Source organism: Sphingomonas canadensis (assembly GCF_026013525.1).
GTDB lineage: Bacteria > Pseudomonadota > Alphaproteobacteria > Sphingomonadales > Sphingomonadaceae > Sphingomonas > Sphingomonas canadensis.
In genome coordinates, this window is the sequence record NZ_JAPDRA010000001.1 from 954686 (window position 1) to 970217 (window position 15532).

General features: G+C 68.8%; 14 protein-coding genes. 13 read left to right on the top strand and 1 reads right to left on the bottom strand.

Annotated features, from left to right (window positions below; translation table 11 throughout):
• Positions 1–40 precede the first annotated feature (40 nt).
• From OM513_RS04620 to zapE, 6 genes are all read left to right on the top strand, one after another.
• A complete protein-coding gene (locus OM513_RS04620; protein WP_264942943.1) occupies positions 41–1057 on the top strand; it encodes a C13 family peptidase in 1017 nt (338 codons plus the stop codon).
• An 11-nt stretch (positions 1058–1068) separates the two neighbouring features.
• Positions 1069–1980, top strand: coding sequence for an ATP-dependent Clp protease proteolytic subunit (locus OM513_RS20775; RefSeq protein WP_319951597.1), 912 nt, complete (start codon positions 1069–1071; stop codon positions 1978–1980).
• Positions 1981–2079: 99 nt separating this feature from the next.
• The gene (gene creD, locus OM513_RS04630) at positions 2080–3447 is read left to right on the top strand and encodes a cell envelope integrity protein CreD (protein ID WP_264942944.1); all 1368 of its coding nucleotides are present in this window, start codon (positions 2080–2082) and stop codon (positions 3445–3447) included.
• Between the two features lie 80 nt (positions 3448–3527).
• Complete coding sequence (locus tag OM513_RS04635) at positions 3528–4313, top strand: succinate dehydrogenase iron-sulfur subunit (protein ID WP_264942945.1); 786 nt, start codon at positions 3528–3530, stop codon at positions 4311–4313.
• A gap of 82 nt (positions 4314–4395) precedes the next feature.
• Complete coding sequence (locus OM513_RS04640) at positions 4396–4854, top strand: PaaI family thioesterase (RefSeq protein WP_264942946.1); 459 nt, start codon at positions 4396–4398, stop codon at positions 4852–4854.
• On the top strand, positions 4851–5960 hold the full coding sequence (gene zapE, locus OM513_RS04645) for a cell division protein ZapE (RefSeq protein ID WP_264942947.1): 1110 nt from the start codon (positions 4851–4853) through the stop codon (positions 5958–5960). Before OM513_RS04640 ends, zapE begins: the two co-directional genes overlap by 4 nt.
• 136 nt (positions 5961–6096) lie before the next feature.
• Here zapE and OM513_RS04650 read toward each other — a convergent pair whose 3' ends face one another.
• Entirely contained in the window at positions 6097–6639 is a 543-nt protein-coding gene (locus tag OM513_RS04650) for a winged helix-turn-helix transcriptional regulator (protein WP_264942948.1), read from the bottom strand.
• Positions 6640–6717: 78 nt separating this feature from the next.
• On the opposite strand from OM513_RS04650, the gene OM513_RS04655 reads away from it, so the two are divergent.
• The 7 genes from OM513_RS04655 (at position 6718) to lpdA (ending at position 15503) form a co-directional block, all read left to right on the top strand.
• The gene (locus tag OM513_RS04655; protein ID WP_264942949.1) at positions 6718–7134 is read left to right on the top strand and encodes a VOC family protein; all 417 of its coding nucleotides are present in this window, start codon (positions 6718–6720) and stop codon (positions 7132–7134) included.
• Positions 7135–7327: 193 nt separating this feature from the next.
• Positions 7328–8290: a malate dehydrogenase gene (gene mdh, locus OM513_RS04660; protein ID WP_264942950.1), complete on the top strand. Its 963-nt coding sequence runs from the start codon at positions 7328–7330 to the stop codon at positions 8288–8290.
• Positions 8290–8847, top strand: coding sequence for a hypothetical protein (locus tag OM513_RS04665; protein ID WP_264942951.1), 558 nt, complete (start codon positions 8290–8292; stop codon positions 8845–8847). The genes mdh and OM513_RS04665 overlap by 1 nt, the downstream gene beginning before the upstream one ends.
• Positions 8848–9738 (top strand): succinate--CoA ligase subunit alpha, encoded by an 891-nt coding sequence (sucD, locus tag OM513_RS04670; protein WP_264942952.1) that lies wholly within the window; start codon positions 8848–8850, stop codon positions 9736–9738.
• A 62-nt stretch (positions 9739–9800) separates the two neighbouring features.
• Entirely contained in the window at positions 9801–12728 is a 2928-nt protein-coding gene (locus tag OM513_RS04675; RefSeq protein WP_264943048.1) for a 2-oxoglutarate dehydrogenase E1 component, read from the top strand.
• Between the two features lie 86 nt (positions 12729–12814).
• Complete coding sequence (gene odhB / locus OM513_RS04680; protein ID WP_264942953.1) at positions 12815–14014, top strand: 2-oxoglutarate dehydrogenase complex dihydrolipoyllysine-residue succinyltransferase; 1200 nt, start codon at positions 12815–12817, stop codon at positions 14012–14014.
• Between the two features lie 97 nt (positions 14015–14111).
• Complete coding sequence (lpdA, locus tag OM513_RS04685; protein ID WP_264942954.1) at positions 14112–15503, top strand: dihydrolipoyl dehydrogenase; 1392 nt, start codon at positions 14112–14114, stop codon at positions 15501–15503.
• The last annotated feature ends 29 nt before the right edge of the window (positions 15504–15532 follow it).

Consider the following 15532-nt stretch of genomic DNA (forward strand, 5'->3'; position numbering starts at 1 on the left):
CGACACTGGCCCCGTTCGGGATCGCGGGGGAATGTGCCGCATGCGTAGGCGTTTCGGGAATCGACTGCTCGGGCTGGCCGTGGCGCTGGGGATGGCGGCGCTGCCCGCCGCCGCGATCGCGCAGACCCAGGGCAGCGGCTACAAGCCCCCCGAGCATAGCGGCAACTGGCCCGGCCTGGGATCGGGCGAGACGCGCGACGAGGTGTCACGCAGCCTGGAGCTGGGGCCGGAGCTTCAGCGCGGCCGCCCGGCGCGCGCGATGCTGGCCGATCACCGCAAGCTGACCAGCGCGCTCGCCACGCTGGGCAAGCAGCGGCCGGGTGTGGTCGACGCCTATGTGCTCTCGGTCGGGCTGGACAGCGATCCCGTGTTCGGGCGCGAGGCGCGCGAGGCGGGCAAGGTGCTGTCGGCGCGCTATAGCGCGGCGGGCCGCACGCTGGTGCTGGCCGGTACCGACGGTTCGAAGCCCACCGATCTGGCCAACGGCACGATCGCCGGGCTGACGATGGCGCTGGCCCGTGTCGCCGAGCTGATGGACCCCAAGGAGGATGTGCTGGTCCTCTACGTCACCTCGCATGGCGCCCCGTTTGGCATCGCCTATCATGACGGCGACGAGGGCTATGGCGTGCTGGGGCCGGTGCGGCTGGCGTCGATCCTGGACGAGCTGGGCATCAAGCGGCGGCTGCTGATCGTCAGCGCCTGTTATTCGGGCGTGTTCGTGCCGCTGGTTTCCAGCCCCACCACCGCGGTGCTCACCGCCGCCTCTTCCGAACGCCCGTCGTTCGGATGCCGGGCCGACAACGACTGGACCTTCTTCGGCGACGCGCTGATCAACCGCGCGCTGCGCAAGCCCCAGCCGCTGGGCGATGCCGCGGCGGAGGCGCAGGCGACGATCGGCCGCTGGGAAGGCGACGCGGGGCTGCGTCCGTCCGATCCGCAGGTAAGCATCGGCGATGACGTGAAGGCATGGCTCGCCCCGCTGGAGGCGGCGATGCCCAAGACCGCGTCCAAGCCCGTCGGCCGCCCCGCGACCGACGCGCTGTTGCCGGGCATCTAGGCGCCCGTGCGATGGCCGAACCGGAAAACCTAATCGCCAGGCTGATCCCGGGCGATCTGGAGAATCAGATTCCGGCGGCCGTGAAAAAGGTGCTGCCGGGCGGCTTCAAGAACCGGATGATCCAGGCCGGGCTGGCGCTGCTGATCGCGTTCGGCTTGTCGTTCGTGGTCAAGCGGCTGATCGACCTGCGCGAGGCGCGGACGCGGCCGGCGATCCCGCCCGCCCCGGCCCCACCCGCGCTGCCGCCAGCCGTTGCCCCGGCGGCTGCCGCCCCGCTGCCGCTTGCCGCCGCCGCGCCGGAGCCCGCCCCGGTGCCGCTGGCCGAGCCGGTGCCCGCGCCCCCGCCGCCGCCCGCGCCCGCCGCTGCGGCGGAGACGCTGGCGCTGCTCGGCGAGCCGCACGTCAGCCTTTCGGGCAGCGTCGATCAGGCGATGTACGCCGCCTTCCGCGCCCAGATCGCCGCCGCCCCGCGCGAAGGCCCGCTGGTGATCGCGCTCTCCAGCCACGGCGGCGACGTGGAGGTCGCGCGGCTGATGGCCGACGAGCTGCGGCTGCTGCGCGATTATGGCGCGCGAGAGCTGCTGTTCCTGGGCAAGGTGGCGGTGCATGCCGCGGGAACCGCGTTCATGGCGGCCTTTCCGCCCGCCGACCGTTTCCTGACGCGCGGCACGCGGCTGTTGATCCAGGAAGGCAGCGCCGACGCGCATGTCGCCTTCGCCGGCCCGCTGCGCGGCGTGGCCGATGCGCTGCGCGCGCGGCTGAACGAGATCGAGCTGGCCGCGCGGGCGGAGGAAGAGGGCTTCCGCGCGCTGGCCGCGGGCACGCGCGTCGCGCCGGAGGAGCTGCGCCGCCGCGCCGCCGCGGGCTGGTTCCTCGATGCCGACGAGGCGCGCGCGCTGGGGATCGTCGCCGACGTGATCTGACGCCTGCACCGTTCCTGCAACGAAATTCCCGGACAAGCTGGTTGGGCCGCCGCCCGCGCGATCCCTATTCGAAGGGGCCGTGCATCATGGGAGGCATTCATGGAAAGCGCGCAGAACCCGCTGCTCAAGCTGCTTATAACCTCGATCGTCGGCGCCATACTCGCGGTGCCGCTCTTCATGGTCTTCCTGCTCGTCTACGATCGCGAGAAACAGTCGGAGACCGCGCGCAGCTCGATCGCGGAAGGATGGGGCGGGCCGCAGCGCGTCGCCGGGCCGGTGATCGTCCTGCCCTTCAGCCGCCCGGAGACGGTGACCGTGAAGGAGAACGGGCGCGACGTGACGCGCACCGTGACCGTGAAGGGCGAACTCCAGCTCGTCCCCGCCAGCTTGCAGGCGGATACCGCGCTCCAGCCCGAGCGGCGGGCGCGATCGATCTATCAGACGGTGGTCTATGGCGCGGAGCTGCGCGGGCGGGCGCGCTTCATGCTGCCCGCCGCCGATCTGGCGCGGCTGCAGGTCGATCCGGCCACGATCGCGTTCGATCGCGCGGAGCTGCGCTTCGGCGTGTCCGATCCGCGCGCGCTGACGCAGGTCGGCCGCCTGGTGGTGGCCGGAACGCCGCGTGCGCCCCAGCCGGGCAACGGCCCCGCGGCCACGGGCGGGGCGGGCTTCTTCGTTCCGCTGGACGCCGCCGCGCTGCGCGAGGGCGCTATCGACGCCGAGTTCCAGCTCGGCTTCCGCGGCCATACCGAGCTGACGCTGGTGCCCCGCGCGGGGCAGACCGAATGGACGGTGCGATCATCCTGGCCGCACCCCAGCTTCACCGGCGGCTTCCTGCCTGAAAGCCCGCGGATCGACGGCACGGGCTTTGCGGCCACCTATCGCATCAGCAACCTGGCGCTGGGCGCCACGCTGCTCACCCGCATCGGCGATCCCGCGCCGGCGGGGCAGGCGGGCGCGGCCGAGCCGCCGGCCGATGCGCGCGTCACGCTGGTCCAGCCGGTGGACGTCTATTCGCAGGTCACCCGCGCGGCGAAATACGGGTTCCTGTTCATCGGCTTCACCTTCCTGGCCTTCCTGATGTTCGATGTGGTGGGCGGGCATCGCGTGTCGCCGGTGGAATATCTGCTGGTCGGCGCGGGGCTGGTACTGTTCTTCGTCATGCTGCTGGCGATGGCGGAGGTGATCGGCTTCGCGACCGCCTATCTGGCCGCAGCGGGGGCGATCGTGGCGCTGCTCACCGCCTATTCGGCCGCGGTGCTGCGCAGTTGGGGCCGGGCGCTGCTGGTCGCGCTGCTGCTCGCGGGGCTCTACGGCGCGCTCTATGTGCTGCTCAGCCTGGAGGCATATTCGCTGCTGATCGGTTCCGGATTGCTGTTCCTGGCGCTGGCGGCGGTGATGTATCTCACGCGCAACCTTGAATGGAACGCCCGCGAGGTGCAGGAGGCGCATCCAGCGGCGGCATGAACGCCGCCCAGACTTAAGGAGTGTTGAGCCGGCGGATGCGAAGCGCTATCCGCCGGCCAGCATTTGGGGAACGCACGCAAATGGCCGAATTCTTCCTGCCCAAGAACAGCAAGGTCAACAAGCAGGGGAAGGTGCATCCGGCCCCCGCGGGCGCCACGCGCACGCGCAAGTTTAAGATCTATCGCTACGATCCCGATTCCGGGCAAAACCCGCGCTACGACCAGTTCGAGGTCGATCTGGACGATTGCGGCCCGATGATCCTGGACGCGCTGATCAAGATCAAGTCGGAGGTGGACCCGGGCCTGACCTTCCGCCGTTCGTGCCGCGAGGGCATCTGCGGTTCCTGTTCGATGAACATCGACGGCAAGAACGGCCTGGCCTGCACTACCGCGATCGAGGATGTGAAGGGCGACATCACCATCACGCCGCTGCCGCATATGGACGTGATCAAGGATCTGGTGCCCGATTTCACGCACTTCTACGCGCAATATGCGTCGATCAAGCCGTGGCTGCAGACCGTTTCCACCACGCCTTCGGGCAAGGAGCGGCTCCAGTCGCCGGAGGACCGCAACAAGCTGGACGGGCTGTACGAGTGCATCCTGTGCGCCTGCTGCTCCACCTCCTGCCCCAGCTATTGGTGGAATTCGGACCGGTTCCTGGGTCCGGCGATCCTGCTCCAGGCCTATCGCTGGCTGGCGGATAGCCGCGACGAGATGACCGGCGAGCGGCTGGACGCGCTGGAGGACCCGTTCCGCCTCTATCGCTGCCACACGATCATGAACTGCGCCAACGCCTGCCCCAAGGGGCTGAGCCCGGCCAAGGCGATCGCCGAGATCAAGAAGCTCCAGGCCGAGCGCACGCTCTGATGCGCGCCGCGCGGGCGTGGGCGGCGGCGGTGCCGTCGCCCCGATTCGGCGTGCGGGCGCCGGGCGCGGGGCGATCCGCCGGATGAACCCCGAACCCCCGAAGATCGTCTATGAGGACGATCCCGGCACGCCCGGCTGGAAACGCTGGTCGCTGCCCGATCCTACGCTGTTCAACGCCTTTCTGGGGCCGATCCTGGTCAAGGTGGAGGACGGCATCGCGCGCGTGCGGATGCAGCCGGCGCCGCGCCATGCGAACCTGCGCGGCCATGTCCATGGCGGGGCGCTGAGCGGCTTCATCGATGTCGCGCTGTTCGCCGCCAGCCGCGGGTTCGGCGTGCTCCAGTTCGGCACCGCCGCGACGCTGGACCTGTCGATCCAGTTCATCGCCGGGGCCAGTATCGAACGCCCGGTGGAGGCGCGCGTCGAGCTGTTGCGCGAGACCGGGCGGCTGTTGTTCCTGCGCGGGCTGATCGTGCAGGACGACGCGACCGTCGCGAGCTTTTCCGGCACCGTGCGCAAGCCGAGCCCCGCCGCCGCATGACGCTGGTCCTCGAACGCTATCACGCGCTGGCCGCGGCCGGCGAGCTGCGCGCCGATCCGGAGCAGGCGGCGGCCGCGCGCAAGCTGGAACGGCTGGCGCATGAGCTGGAGACCGGCCCGCGCAAGGGCAGCGTGCTGTGGCGGCTGGGCCGCAAGCCCCAGGCGCCCCAGGGCATCTATCTGTGGGGCGATGTCGGCCGCGGCAAATCGATGCTGATGGACCTGTTCTTCGAGAATGTCGGCATCGCGCGCAAGCGGCGGGTTCATTTCCACGAATTCATGCTGGAGGTTCACGAGCGGCTGAAGGCGGAGCGCGAGCGCGACAGCGCCGATCCGGTGATCGCCGTGGCCGCGGCGATCGCCGCCGATATCCGCCTGCTCGCCTTCGACGAGCTGGTGGTGAACAACCCGCCCGACGCCTTCATCCTGGCGCGGCTGTTCACCGAGCTGGTGGCCCAGGGCATCGCGATCGTCGCCACGTCGAACCGCCCGCCGCAGGATCTGTACAAGCACGGGCTGAACCGTGAGCTGTTCCTGCCCTTCATCCGGCTGATCGAGGAGCGGATGGAGGTCGTCGCGCTCAACGGCCCGACCGATTACCGGCTGGCGCGGCTGGGCAGCATGCGCACCTGGCTGGTGCCCAACGGGCCGGAGGCGACCGCCGCGCTTTCGGCCGCCTTCTTCCGCCTCACCGATTATCCGCCGGAGGACCGCGCGCACGTGCCCGCATGCGAGATTCCGGTGCCCGGCGGGCGCACGCTGACGGTGCCCAAATGCCTGAAGGGCGTGGCGGTATTCTCGTTCAAGCGGCTGTGCGCGGAGGCGCGGGGCGCGTCCGACTATCTGGCGATCGCGCGGCGCTTCCACACCGTGATCATCGTCGGCATCCCGCTGCTGGGGCCGGAGAACCGCAACGAGGCGGCGCGTTTCGTTACGCTGATCGACGCGCTTTATGAGAACAAGGTGAAGCTGCTCGCCGCCGCCGATGCGGAGCCCGACGCGCTCTATGCGAAGGGCGACGGTGCCTTCGAGTTCCAGCGCACCGCCAGCCGCCTGCACGAGATGGGATCGGACGAATATCTGGCGCTGGGCCACGGCGAGAAATAGCGGGGCGGCACCGGCCGCCTGGATGCTTCCCCGCCTTGGGGGGCGTTGCGCGGTGCGTGACGTTGGGGCGGATTTCAGACGGGCCGGCGTGCTTCCTCCCCCTTGCGGGGGAGGATAGGGTTCGCGGCTCCAGGGGCTACCCCAGCACCGCCCCGGCCAGATCCTGTCCCCGCCCGGTGAGCCCGTAGAGCGGCATCGGCGGATAGCGGTCCTCCAACCGGCGGCGCACCAGATCGTGCCCGATCATCGCCTTCAGCGTGGTGGAGAGCGCGCGCGGGGTGACCGGGGAGAGGCGCGACTGTAGCGTGCCGAAGCGCGTCCATTCCGCGTCCAGCCCCGCCGCCACCGGCAGCCCCCAGCGCGGCAGGTCGGCCGTGCCCAGCCCCAGCCGTTCGCGCGCGGCCAGGATCCGCTCGCACGCCGCGCCGACGGCCAGCCCCGCCGCGCTCGGCACATATTCGGGCCGCAGCGGGTGGCCGTGGCCCGGATTGGGCATCACCCAGCCGCAATCGCGCAGATGCTGCAGGCACCGCGTCAGGCTGTGCGGCGACAGGCCGAAGCGGTGCGCGATCACCGCGAAGCGCGCCCCGCCCGCGCGCGCGATCAGCGCCAGCACCGGCATGGCCCAGCGGCTGGCGGTCAGCTTGCGCAGCGTGTCGTTGTCGAGCGGCGTTGACATCCCGTCCAATTTGATATCGACTATATAAACGGTAGCATAGAGTCGCATATCGGCGACGGCAAGCAGGGAGCGAAGGCGATGGACGCAGCAGCGGCAGTGGCGGGCCAGGGCGCCGCGCGCATCGAATATGACGGCGGGCTGACCTGCGCGATCAGCGTCACCAGCCTCGATCGCGCGGTCGCCTGGTATCAGGAGGTGCTGGGCATGACGCTGCTCTACCGCGCCGACGCGATCGCCTGGTGCGAGCTGACGACCGGGGTGGCGCGCGTCAATCTGGGGCTGGGCCAGGCCGAAAGCGTGCCCCAGGGCGGCGGCGCCACGCTGACCTTCGGCGTGAAGGATATCGTCGCGGCAAAGGCGGCGCTGGACGCGGTGGGCGTGCGGCAGGACGGCGGGATCAACGAAATCCCGGGCATGGTGAAGCTGCTCACCTTCTACGATCCAGACGGCAACGTGCTGATGTTTTACGAGGTCGATCCCGCCTTCGGCCAATAGGGGCGGGCGGGCACGGCTGCCGTAGCGGCGGAGCGCCGCGGGGCCGGTTTGACGGGCTTTATTGCAATTGCATCGCAATTGCGAAGATAATGGTCTTCCACGACTTTTCCCGGGTTGCGGGCGTGCGGCAATGGGCCTAAGGCGCGGCCAATTTTGGCGGCCCTTGGCCGTTGCAACGCCCGATGGAGGATCCATGGCCCGCAAGAAGATCGCGCTGATCGGCGCCGGCAACATCGGAGGCACGCTGGCGCATCTCGCCGCGCTCAAGGGCCTCGGCGATATCGTGCTGTTCGACGTGGTGGAGGGCGTGCCGCAGGGCAAGGCGCTCGATCTTTCGCAGTGCGGCCCGGTGGAGGGCTTCGACGCGGCGATCACCGGGTCGAACGATTACATGGATATCGCGGGCGCCGACGTGATCATCGTCACCGCCGGCGTGGCCCGCAAGCCGGGCATGAGCCGCGACGACCTGCTCGGCATCAACCTGAAGGTGATGAAGGCGGTGGGCGAGGGCATCGCCGCCAACGCGCCCGACGCCTTCGTGATCTGCATCACCAACCCGCTCGACGCGATGGTTTGGGCGCTGCGCGAATTCTCGGGCCTGCCGCACAGCAAGGTGGTGGGCATGGCCGGCGTGCTCGACAGTGCGCGCTTCAGCACCTTCCTCGCCTGGGAATTCGGCGTGTCGGTGAAGGAAGTGAACAGCTTCGTGCTGGGCGGCCATGGCGACACGATGGTGCCGGTGGTGGAATATTCCACCGTCGCGGGCATCCCGATCCCGGACCTGATCAAGATGGGCCGCTCCACGCAGGAGCGCATCGACGCGATCGTGGCGCGCACCCGTTCGGGTGGCGGCGAGATCGTCGGCCTGCTCAAGACCGGATCGGCCTTCTATGCCCCCGCCACCAGCGCGATCGCGATGGCGGAGAGCTATCTCTATGACCAGAAGCGCCTGCTGCCCTGCGCGGTCCACCTGACCGGCCAGTATGGCGTGGACGACCTGTACGTCGGCGTGCCCGCGGTGATCGGCAAGGACGGCGTGGAGCAGGTCGTGGAGATCGCGCTGGACGACGCCGCCAAGGCGAACTTCCAGGTCTCGGTCGACGCGGTCAAGGAACTGCTGGTCGCCTGCAAGGGCATCGACAGCTCGCTGGCCTGATGCTGCTGGCTGCCGCCTCGCTGCTTGCCGCCGCGGCCGCGGACCCGTCCGCGGACCTCGCGCTGCTGCATGCGTTCGAGGCGCCGTGCAGCCAGGTCGCCGATATCGGCGCGGCCCGGGCGGCCGCTCCGGCGGCGGGCTGGACCCCGATCGACGAGGGCGACGACGCGCGCATCGCCCGGCTCGCCAAGCTCGGCCGCGAGGCGACCGAGGGCGAGGGGACGGTCACCGGATCGGTGTTCAAGCGCACCCATTCGGGCCGTGCGGTGTTCCTGTTCCTCAGCCGTTTCGAAGATGGCGAGGGCTATTGGGGCAACGGCTGCCGCCTCTATGATTTCGACGCGGCAGAGCCGATGGATTTCGCGACCGTGAAGTCGTGGATCGGCAAGGAGCCCACCGGCGTCGTCGAGAGCCAGGGCATCACCCGGCGGCTGTGGGAGCCATGGGTTTCCGGCCGCACCTTTGAATTCAGCTATGTTCCCGCATCCAGCGCCCAGGCCCACGCGACCGGTTTGAGCGGTGTGGTGCTTGTGGCATCCGCCATCGGAGGCTTTTGAATGGCAATCCTCGTCGACAAGAACACCAAGGTCATCACCCAGGGGATGACCGGCAAGACCGGCACCTTCCACACCAAGGCGGCGCTGGATTACGGCACGCAGATGGTTGGCGGCGTGACCCCGGGCAAGGGCGGCACGATCCATGAGGAGCTGGGCCTGCCCAACTTCGATACCGTGGCCGAGGCGGTCGCCAAGACCGGCGCCACCGCCAGCGTGATCTATGTCCCGCCGCCCTTCGCCGCCGATTCGATCCTGGAGGCGATCGACGCCGAAGTGCCGCTGATCGTCGCGATCACCGAGGGCGTGCCGGTGCTGGACATGGTGAAGGTGAAGCGCGCGCTTTCCGGATCCAAGTCGCGGCTGATCGGCCCGAACTGCCCGGGCGTGCTGACGCCGGGCGAATGCAAGATCGGCATCATGCCGGGCAGCATCTTCTCCAAGGGCTCGGTCGGCGTCGTCAGCCGTTCGGGCACGCTCACCTATGAGGCGGTGTTCCAGACCACCAACGCCGGCCTGGGCCAGACGACCGCGGTGGGCATCGGCGGCGATCCGGTGAACGGCACCAACTTCATCGACGTGCTGGAGCTGTTCCTGGGCGATCCCGCCACCGAATCGATCATCATGATCGGCGAGATCGGCGGTTCGGCCGAGGAAGAGGCCGCGCAGTTCCTGAAGGACGAGGCCAAGAAGGGCCGCAAGAAGCCGATGGTCGGCTTCATCGCGGGCCGCACGGCGCCTCCGGGCCGCCGCATGGGCCATGCCGGCGCGATCGTTTCCGGCGGCCAGGGCGGCGCCGAGGACAAGATCGCGGCGATGGAGGCCGCGGGCATCCGCGTCGCCGCCAGCCCGTCCGAACTGGGCACCACGCTCGTCGACGTGCTCAAGGGCTAAATCGCAAGCTTTGCGCGCTTATATTGCGGGGGTGTGAGCGCTAACTCGAACGGAAGATGACCATGGGCTACGAAGGCCTGGATTTCGACGACATCGCCGGCGGCGTCAGCCCCGCCTTCGTCGAGACGCTGTACCGCAAGTACAAGAGCGACCCCGCGGCGATCGAGCCCGGCTGGCGTAGCTGGTTCGAAGGACTGGAAGGCAGCGCCTCCGGCCCGAGCTGGGCGCGCGCCGGCTGGCCGCCCGCCGACACCGACGCGCTGACCGCGGCGCTCGATCCGACGCAGATGGAGCCTGCGGCCAAGCCGGCCCGGGCAGCGGCGGCCGCCCCCGCCCAGCCCGCGCTCTCGACCGAGGCGATCGCCCAGGCCGCGTCGGATTCGATCCGCGCGATGATGCTGATCCGCACCTATCGCGTGCGCGGCCACCTGGCGGCCAACCTCGATCCGCTGGGGCTTTCGAAGCAGGATCTGCCCGCCGATCTGACGCCCGAATATCACGGCTTCACCGGGGCCGACCTGGATCGCCCGATCTATCTGGGCGGCGCGCTGGGCCTGGAGCGCGCCTCTGTGCGCGAGGTCGTCGCGATCCTGCGTGCCAATTACTGCGGCAACGTGGGCCTTGAGTACATGCACATCTCCGACGTGGAGGAGCGCCGCTTCCTCCAGGAACGCATGGAGGGCGAGGACAAGGCGATCGAATTCACCGTCAACGGCAAGAAGGCGATCCTCTCCAAGGTCATCGAGGCCGAGCAGTGGGAGAAGTTCCTCGGCAAGAAATATGTCGGGACGAAGCGCTTCGGGCTGGACGGCGGCGAATCGATGATCCCCGCCATGGAGGCGATCATCAAGTACGGCGGCGCCTCGGGCGTGCGCGAGATCGTCTATGGCATGGCGCACCGCGGCCGGCTGAACATGCTGGCCAATGTGATGGCCAAGCCGTTCCACGTCATCTTCCACGAATTCGCCGGCGGATCGGCGAACCCGGAGGACGTGGGCGGATCGGGCGACGTCAAATACCATCTGGGCACCAGCGCCGATCGCGAGTTCGACGGCATCAACGTCCATATGTCGCTGGTCGCCAACCCCAGCCACCTGGAGGCGGTTGACCCCGTGGTGCTGGGCAAGGTCCGCGCGCAGCAGACCACGCGCAACGATCTGGGCGAGCATCAGCAGGTGCTGCCGGTGCTGATCCACGGCGACGCGGCCTTCGCGGGCCAGGGCATCGTGTGGGAATGCCTCGGCTTCTCGGGCATCCGCGGGTACAATACCGGCGGCTGCATCCACTTCGTCATCAACAACCAGATCGGCTTCACCACCAGCCCGCAGTTCGCACGCTCCTCGCCCTATCCGTCGGATGTGGCGAAGGGGGTGCAGGCGCCGATCCTCCACGTCAACGGCGACGATCCCGAAGCCGTGACCTTCGCGTGCAAGGTGGCGATCGAGTTCCGCCAGAAGTTCAAGCGCGACGTGGTGATCGACATGTGGTGCTATCGCCGCTTCGGCCACAACGAGGGCGACGAGCCGAGCTTCACCCAGCCGCTGATGTACGCGAAGATCAAGGGCCACCCGGGCGTGGCCGAGCTCTATGCGAAGCGGCTGGAGCGCGAAGGCGTGATCGACGGCGGCTTCGCGGCAGCGAAGATCGGCGAGTTCACCGCGCTGCTGGAAGAGGAATTCGCCGCCGGCGCGAACTATAAGGCGAACAAGGCCGACTGGTTCGGCGGCCGATGGAGCGGGCTGGGCGCCCCCACCGAGGGCGAGGCCGCGCGCCGCAACGTGGAAACCGGCATCGACAAGAAGCTGTTCGACAGCCTGGGCCGCACGCTGACCACCGTTCCGGACGAATTCAACATCCACAAGACGCTGGCCCGCGTGATCGACGCCAAGCGCGAGATGTTCCGTTCGGGCGAGAATTTCGACTGGGCGACGGGCGAGGCGCTGGCCTTTGGATCGCTGCTGTCGGAAGGCTATGGCGTGCGTCTGTCGGGCCAGGATTCGGGGCGCGGCACCTTCAGCCAGCGCCACGCCGTCTGGGTCGATCAGAAGGACGAGCATAAATATATCCCGCTCGCCACCGTCGAGCACGGCCGGTTCGAGGTGCTGGATAGCCCGCTGTCCGAATATGGCGTGCTGGGCTTCGAATATGGCTATGCCGGCGCCGACCCCAAGAGCCTGGTGCTGTGGGAGGCGCAGTTCGGCGATTTCGCCAACGGCGCGCAGATCATGATCGATCAGTTCATCGCCGCGGGCGAGGCTAAGTGGCTGCGCGCCAACGGCCTGGTGATGCTGCTGCCGCACGGATATGAAGGGCAGGGGCCGGAGCACAGCTCGGCGCGACCCGAGCGCTTCCTGCAGCTTTGCGCGGGCGACAATATGCAGGTGGTGAACGTCACCACGCCTGCCAATTACTTCCACCTGCTGCGCCGCCAGATGCACCGCAACTTCCGCAAGCCGCTGGTGCAGATGACGCCCAAATCGCTGCTGCGGCACAAGATGGCGGTTTCTACGGCCGATCAGTTCCTGGGCCAGAGCCACTTCATGCGCATCCTTTCGGATACCAACGCGCCGGCCGACAAGGACGTGAAGCGGCTGGTGCTGTGCAGCGGCAAGGTGGCCTATGACCTGATCGAGGCGCGCGACGCGGCGGGCGACAAGAACACCGCGATCGTCCGCATCGAGCAGCTCTATCCGTTCCCGGGCGAGCCGCTCACCATCCGCCTGAAGCGCATGACCAACCTGGAAGAGGTGGTGTGGGCGCAGGAGGAGCCGAAGAACAACGGATACTGGTTCTTCGTCGAGCCTTTCATCGAACAATGCCTGATCGACGCGGGCGTGAAGCCGCTGCGGCCGCGCTATGCCGGGCGCGGGGTGGCGGCGTCGCCCGCCACGGGCCTGATGAAGCGGCACCAGATCGAACAGGGCGCGCTGGTCGCCGACGCGCTGGGCCACAGCGTGCGCGAGGAGATCCGCAGGTCGCGGAAGGGTTGAGGGCTTCGCCCGCCGCCATGGCGCAGGCGGGCGGCCCGGGCATCATTGGTTGAGATCACGGCTGCGGCCGCGACGACGAGGTAGAGATGGCAGAAGTCAAGGTTCCCACGCTGGGCGAATCGATCACCGAGGCGACGGTCGGCGAATGGCTGAAGGCGCCGGGCGAGCCCGTGGCGCTCGACGAGGCGATCGCCAGCCTTGAGACCGACAAGGTCTCGGTAGAGGTCAATGCGCCCGTCGCGGGCGTGATGGGCCAGCAGCTCGTGGCGGTGGGCGACACGGTCAACGTCGGCGCGGTGATCGCGACGATCGAGGAAGGCGCGGGCGCAGCCGCGGCACCCGCCGCCGCCGCCCCGGCCGCAGCTTCGGCCCCCGCCGCCGCACCCGCGGGCGATGTGGAGGCCGCCGCGCTCTCCCCCTCGGTGCGCCGCGCGGTGCTGGAACATGGCGTCGATCCCTCGACGATCCAGGGCACCGGCAAGGACGGCCGCATCACCAAGGAGGACGTCGTCGCCGCCGCGCAGGGCAAGGCCGCTCCGGCGCCCGCGCCCGCCGCTGCGGCCCCTGCCGCCGCCCCCGCGGGTGCGCGCCGCGAGGAGCGCGTGCGGATGACGCGCCTGCGCCAGACGATCGCCGCGCGCCTGAAGGAGGCGCAGAACACCGCGGCGATGCTGACCACCTTCAACGACGTCGACATGACGGCGGTGATGGAGGCGCGCGCCAAGTACAAGGATCTGTTCGAGAAGAAGCATGGCGTGCGGCTGGGCTTCATGGGTTTCTTCGTGAAGGCCGCCTGCCAGGCGCTGAAGGACCTGCCCGCGGTCAATGCGTCGATCGACGGCGACGAGATCGTCTACCACGACTATGCCGATATCTCGGTCGCGGTCTCCGCGCCGCAGGGGCTGGTGGTGCCGGTGATCCGCGACGCGCAGGATATGTCGGTCGCGACGATCGAGAAGACGATCGGCGATTTCGGCAAGCGCGCTAAGGACGGCACGCTGAAGATGGAGGAGATGAAGGGCGGCACCTTCACCATCTCCAACGGCGGCGTGTTCGGATCGCTGATGTCCACCCCGATCATCAATCCGCCGCAGTCGGCCGTGCTGGGCCTGCACCGCATCGAGGAGCGCCCCGTGGTGCGCGACGGCCAGGTGGTGGTGCGCCCGATGATGTATCTCGCGCTCAGCTACGACCACCGCCTGATCGACGGCCGCGAGGCGGTGACGTTCCTGGTCGCGCTGAAGAACGCGATCGAGGACCCGACGCGGCTGCTGATCGACCTGTGAGGCCCCGCGCTCCTGCCAAAGCGGGAGCCCGGTGCCAGGAGCGGCGCCCCCAGCAACCCTTGGCCCCTGTTTTCGCAGGGGCACAACGGAGCGAAAAATGGCTGAATACGACTATGATGTCCTGATCATCGGTGCCGGTCCCGGCGGCTATGTCGCGGCGATCCGCGCGGCGCAGCTCGGGCTGAACACCGCGTGCGTCGAAAGCCGCGAGACGCTGGGCGGAACCTGCCTCAACGTCGGATGCATCCCTTCGAAGGCGATGCTGCATGCGTCGGAGCTGTATGACGAGGCGGCGTCGGGCAAGCTCGCCAAGCTGGGCATCAAGGCGCAGGTCGAGCTGGACCTGGGCACGATGCACGGCCAGCGCGTCGATGCCGTGAAGGGCCTGACCGGCGGCATCGAATTCCTGTTCAAGAAGAACAAGGTGACCTGGCTGAAGGGCTTCGGCAGCTTCGTCGACGCGCATACGGTGAAGGTCGGCGACCAGACCGTCACCGCGAAGAACATCGTCATCGCCACCGGCTCCTCGGTCACCCCGCTGCCGGGCGTGACGGTGGACCAGCAGGTGATCGTCGATTCCACCGGCGCGCTGGAACTGCCCAAGGTGCCCGAGCATCTGGTGGTGATCGGCGGCGGCGTGATCGGGCTGGAGCTGGGCAGCGTGTGGCGCCGCCTGGGCGCGAAGGTGACGGTCGTCGAGTTCCTCGACCAGATCCTGCCCGGCATGGACGACGATGTCCGCAAGGAAGCCAACAAGATCTTCAAGAAGCAGGGGATCGCGTTCAAGCTTTCGACCAAGGTGACCTCCGCCGCCGTGAAGGACGGCAAGGCGGTGCTGACCGTCGAGCCCGCCGCGGGCGGCGCGGCCGAGACGATCGAGGCGGATGCCGTGCTCGTCGCGATCGGCCGCCGTCCGAACACCGAGGGGCTGAACCTGGCCGCCGCGGGCGTGGAGACCAATGCGCGCGGCCAGATCGAGACCGATCACAGCTTCCGCACCAAGGTTCCCGGCGTCTGGGCGGTCGGCGACGTGATCCCCGGCCCGATGCTGGCGCACAAGGCCGAGGACGAAGGCATCGCCGTGGCCGAGAATATCGCGGGCCTCACCGGCATCGTGAACCATGATGTGATCCCCAGCGTGGTCTATACCATGCCCGAGATCGCGGGCGTGGGCCTCACCGAGGCGCAGGCCAAGGCGAAGGGCGAGGTGAAGGTCGGCAAGTTCCCGATGATGGCGAACAGCCGCGCCAAGACCAACCACGAGCCCGACGGCTTCGTGAAGGTGATCGCCGACGCCAAGTCGGATCGCGTGCTGGGCGTGTGGTGTATCGCCAGCGTGGCGGGCACGATGATCGCCCAGGCCGCGCAGGCGATGGAGTTCGGCGCGACGAGCGAGGACATCGCCTACACCTGCCACGCGCACCCGACGCACAGCGAGGCGATCAAGGAAGCCGCGATGGCGGTGACCGGCAAGCCGATCCACATCTGATCCGGAGGGCGGGGCGGGGTCCCGGCATC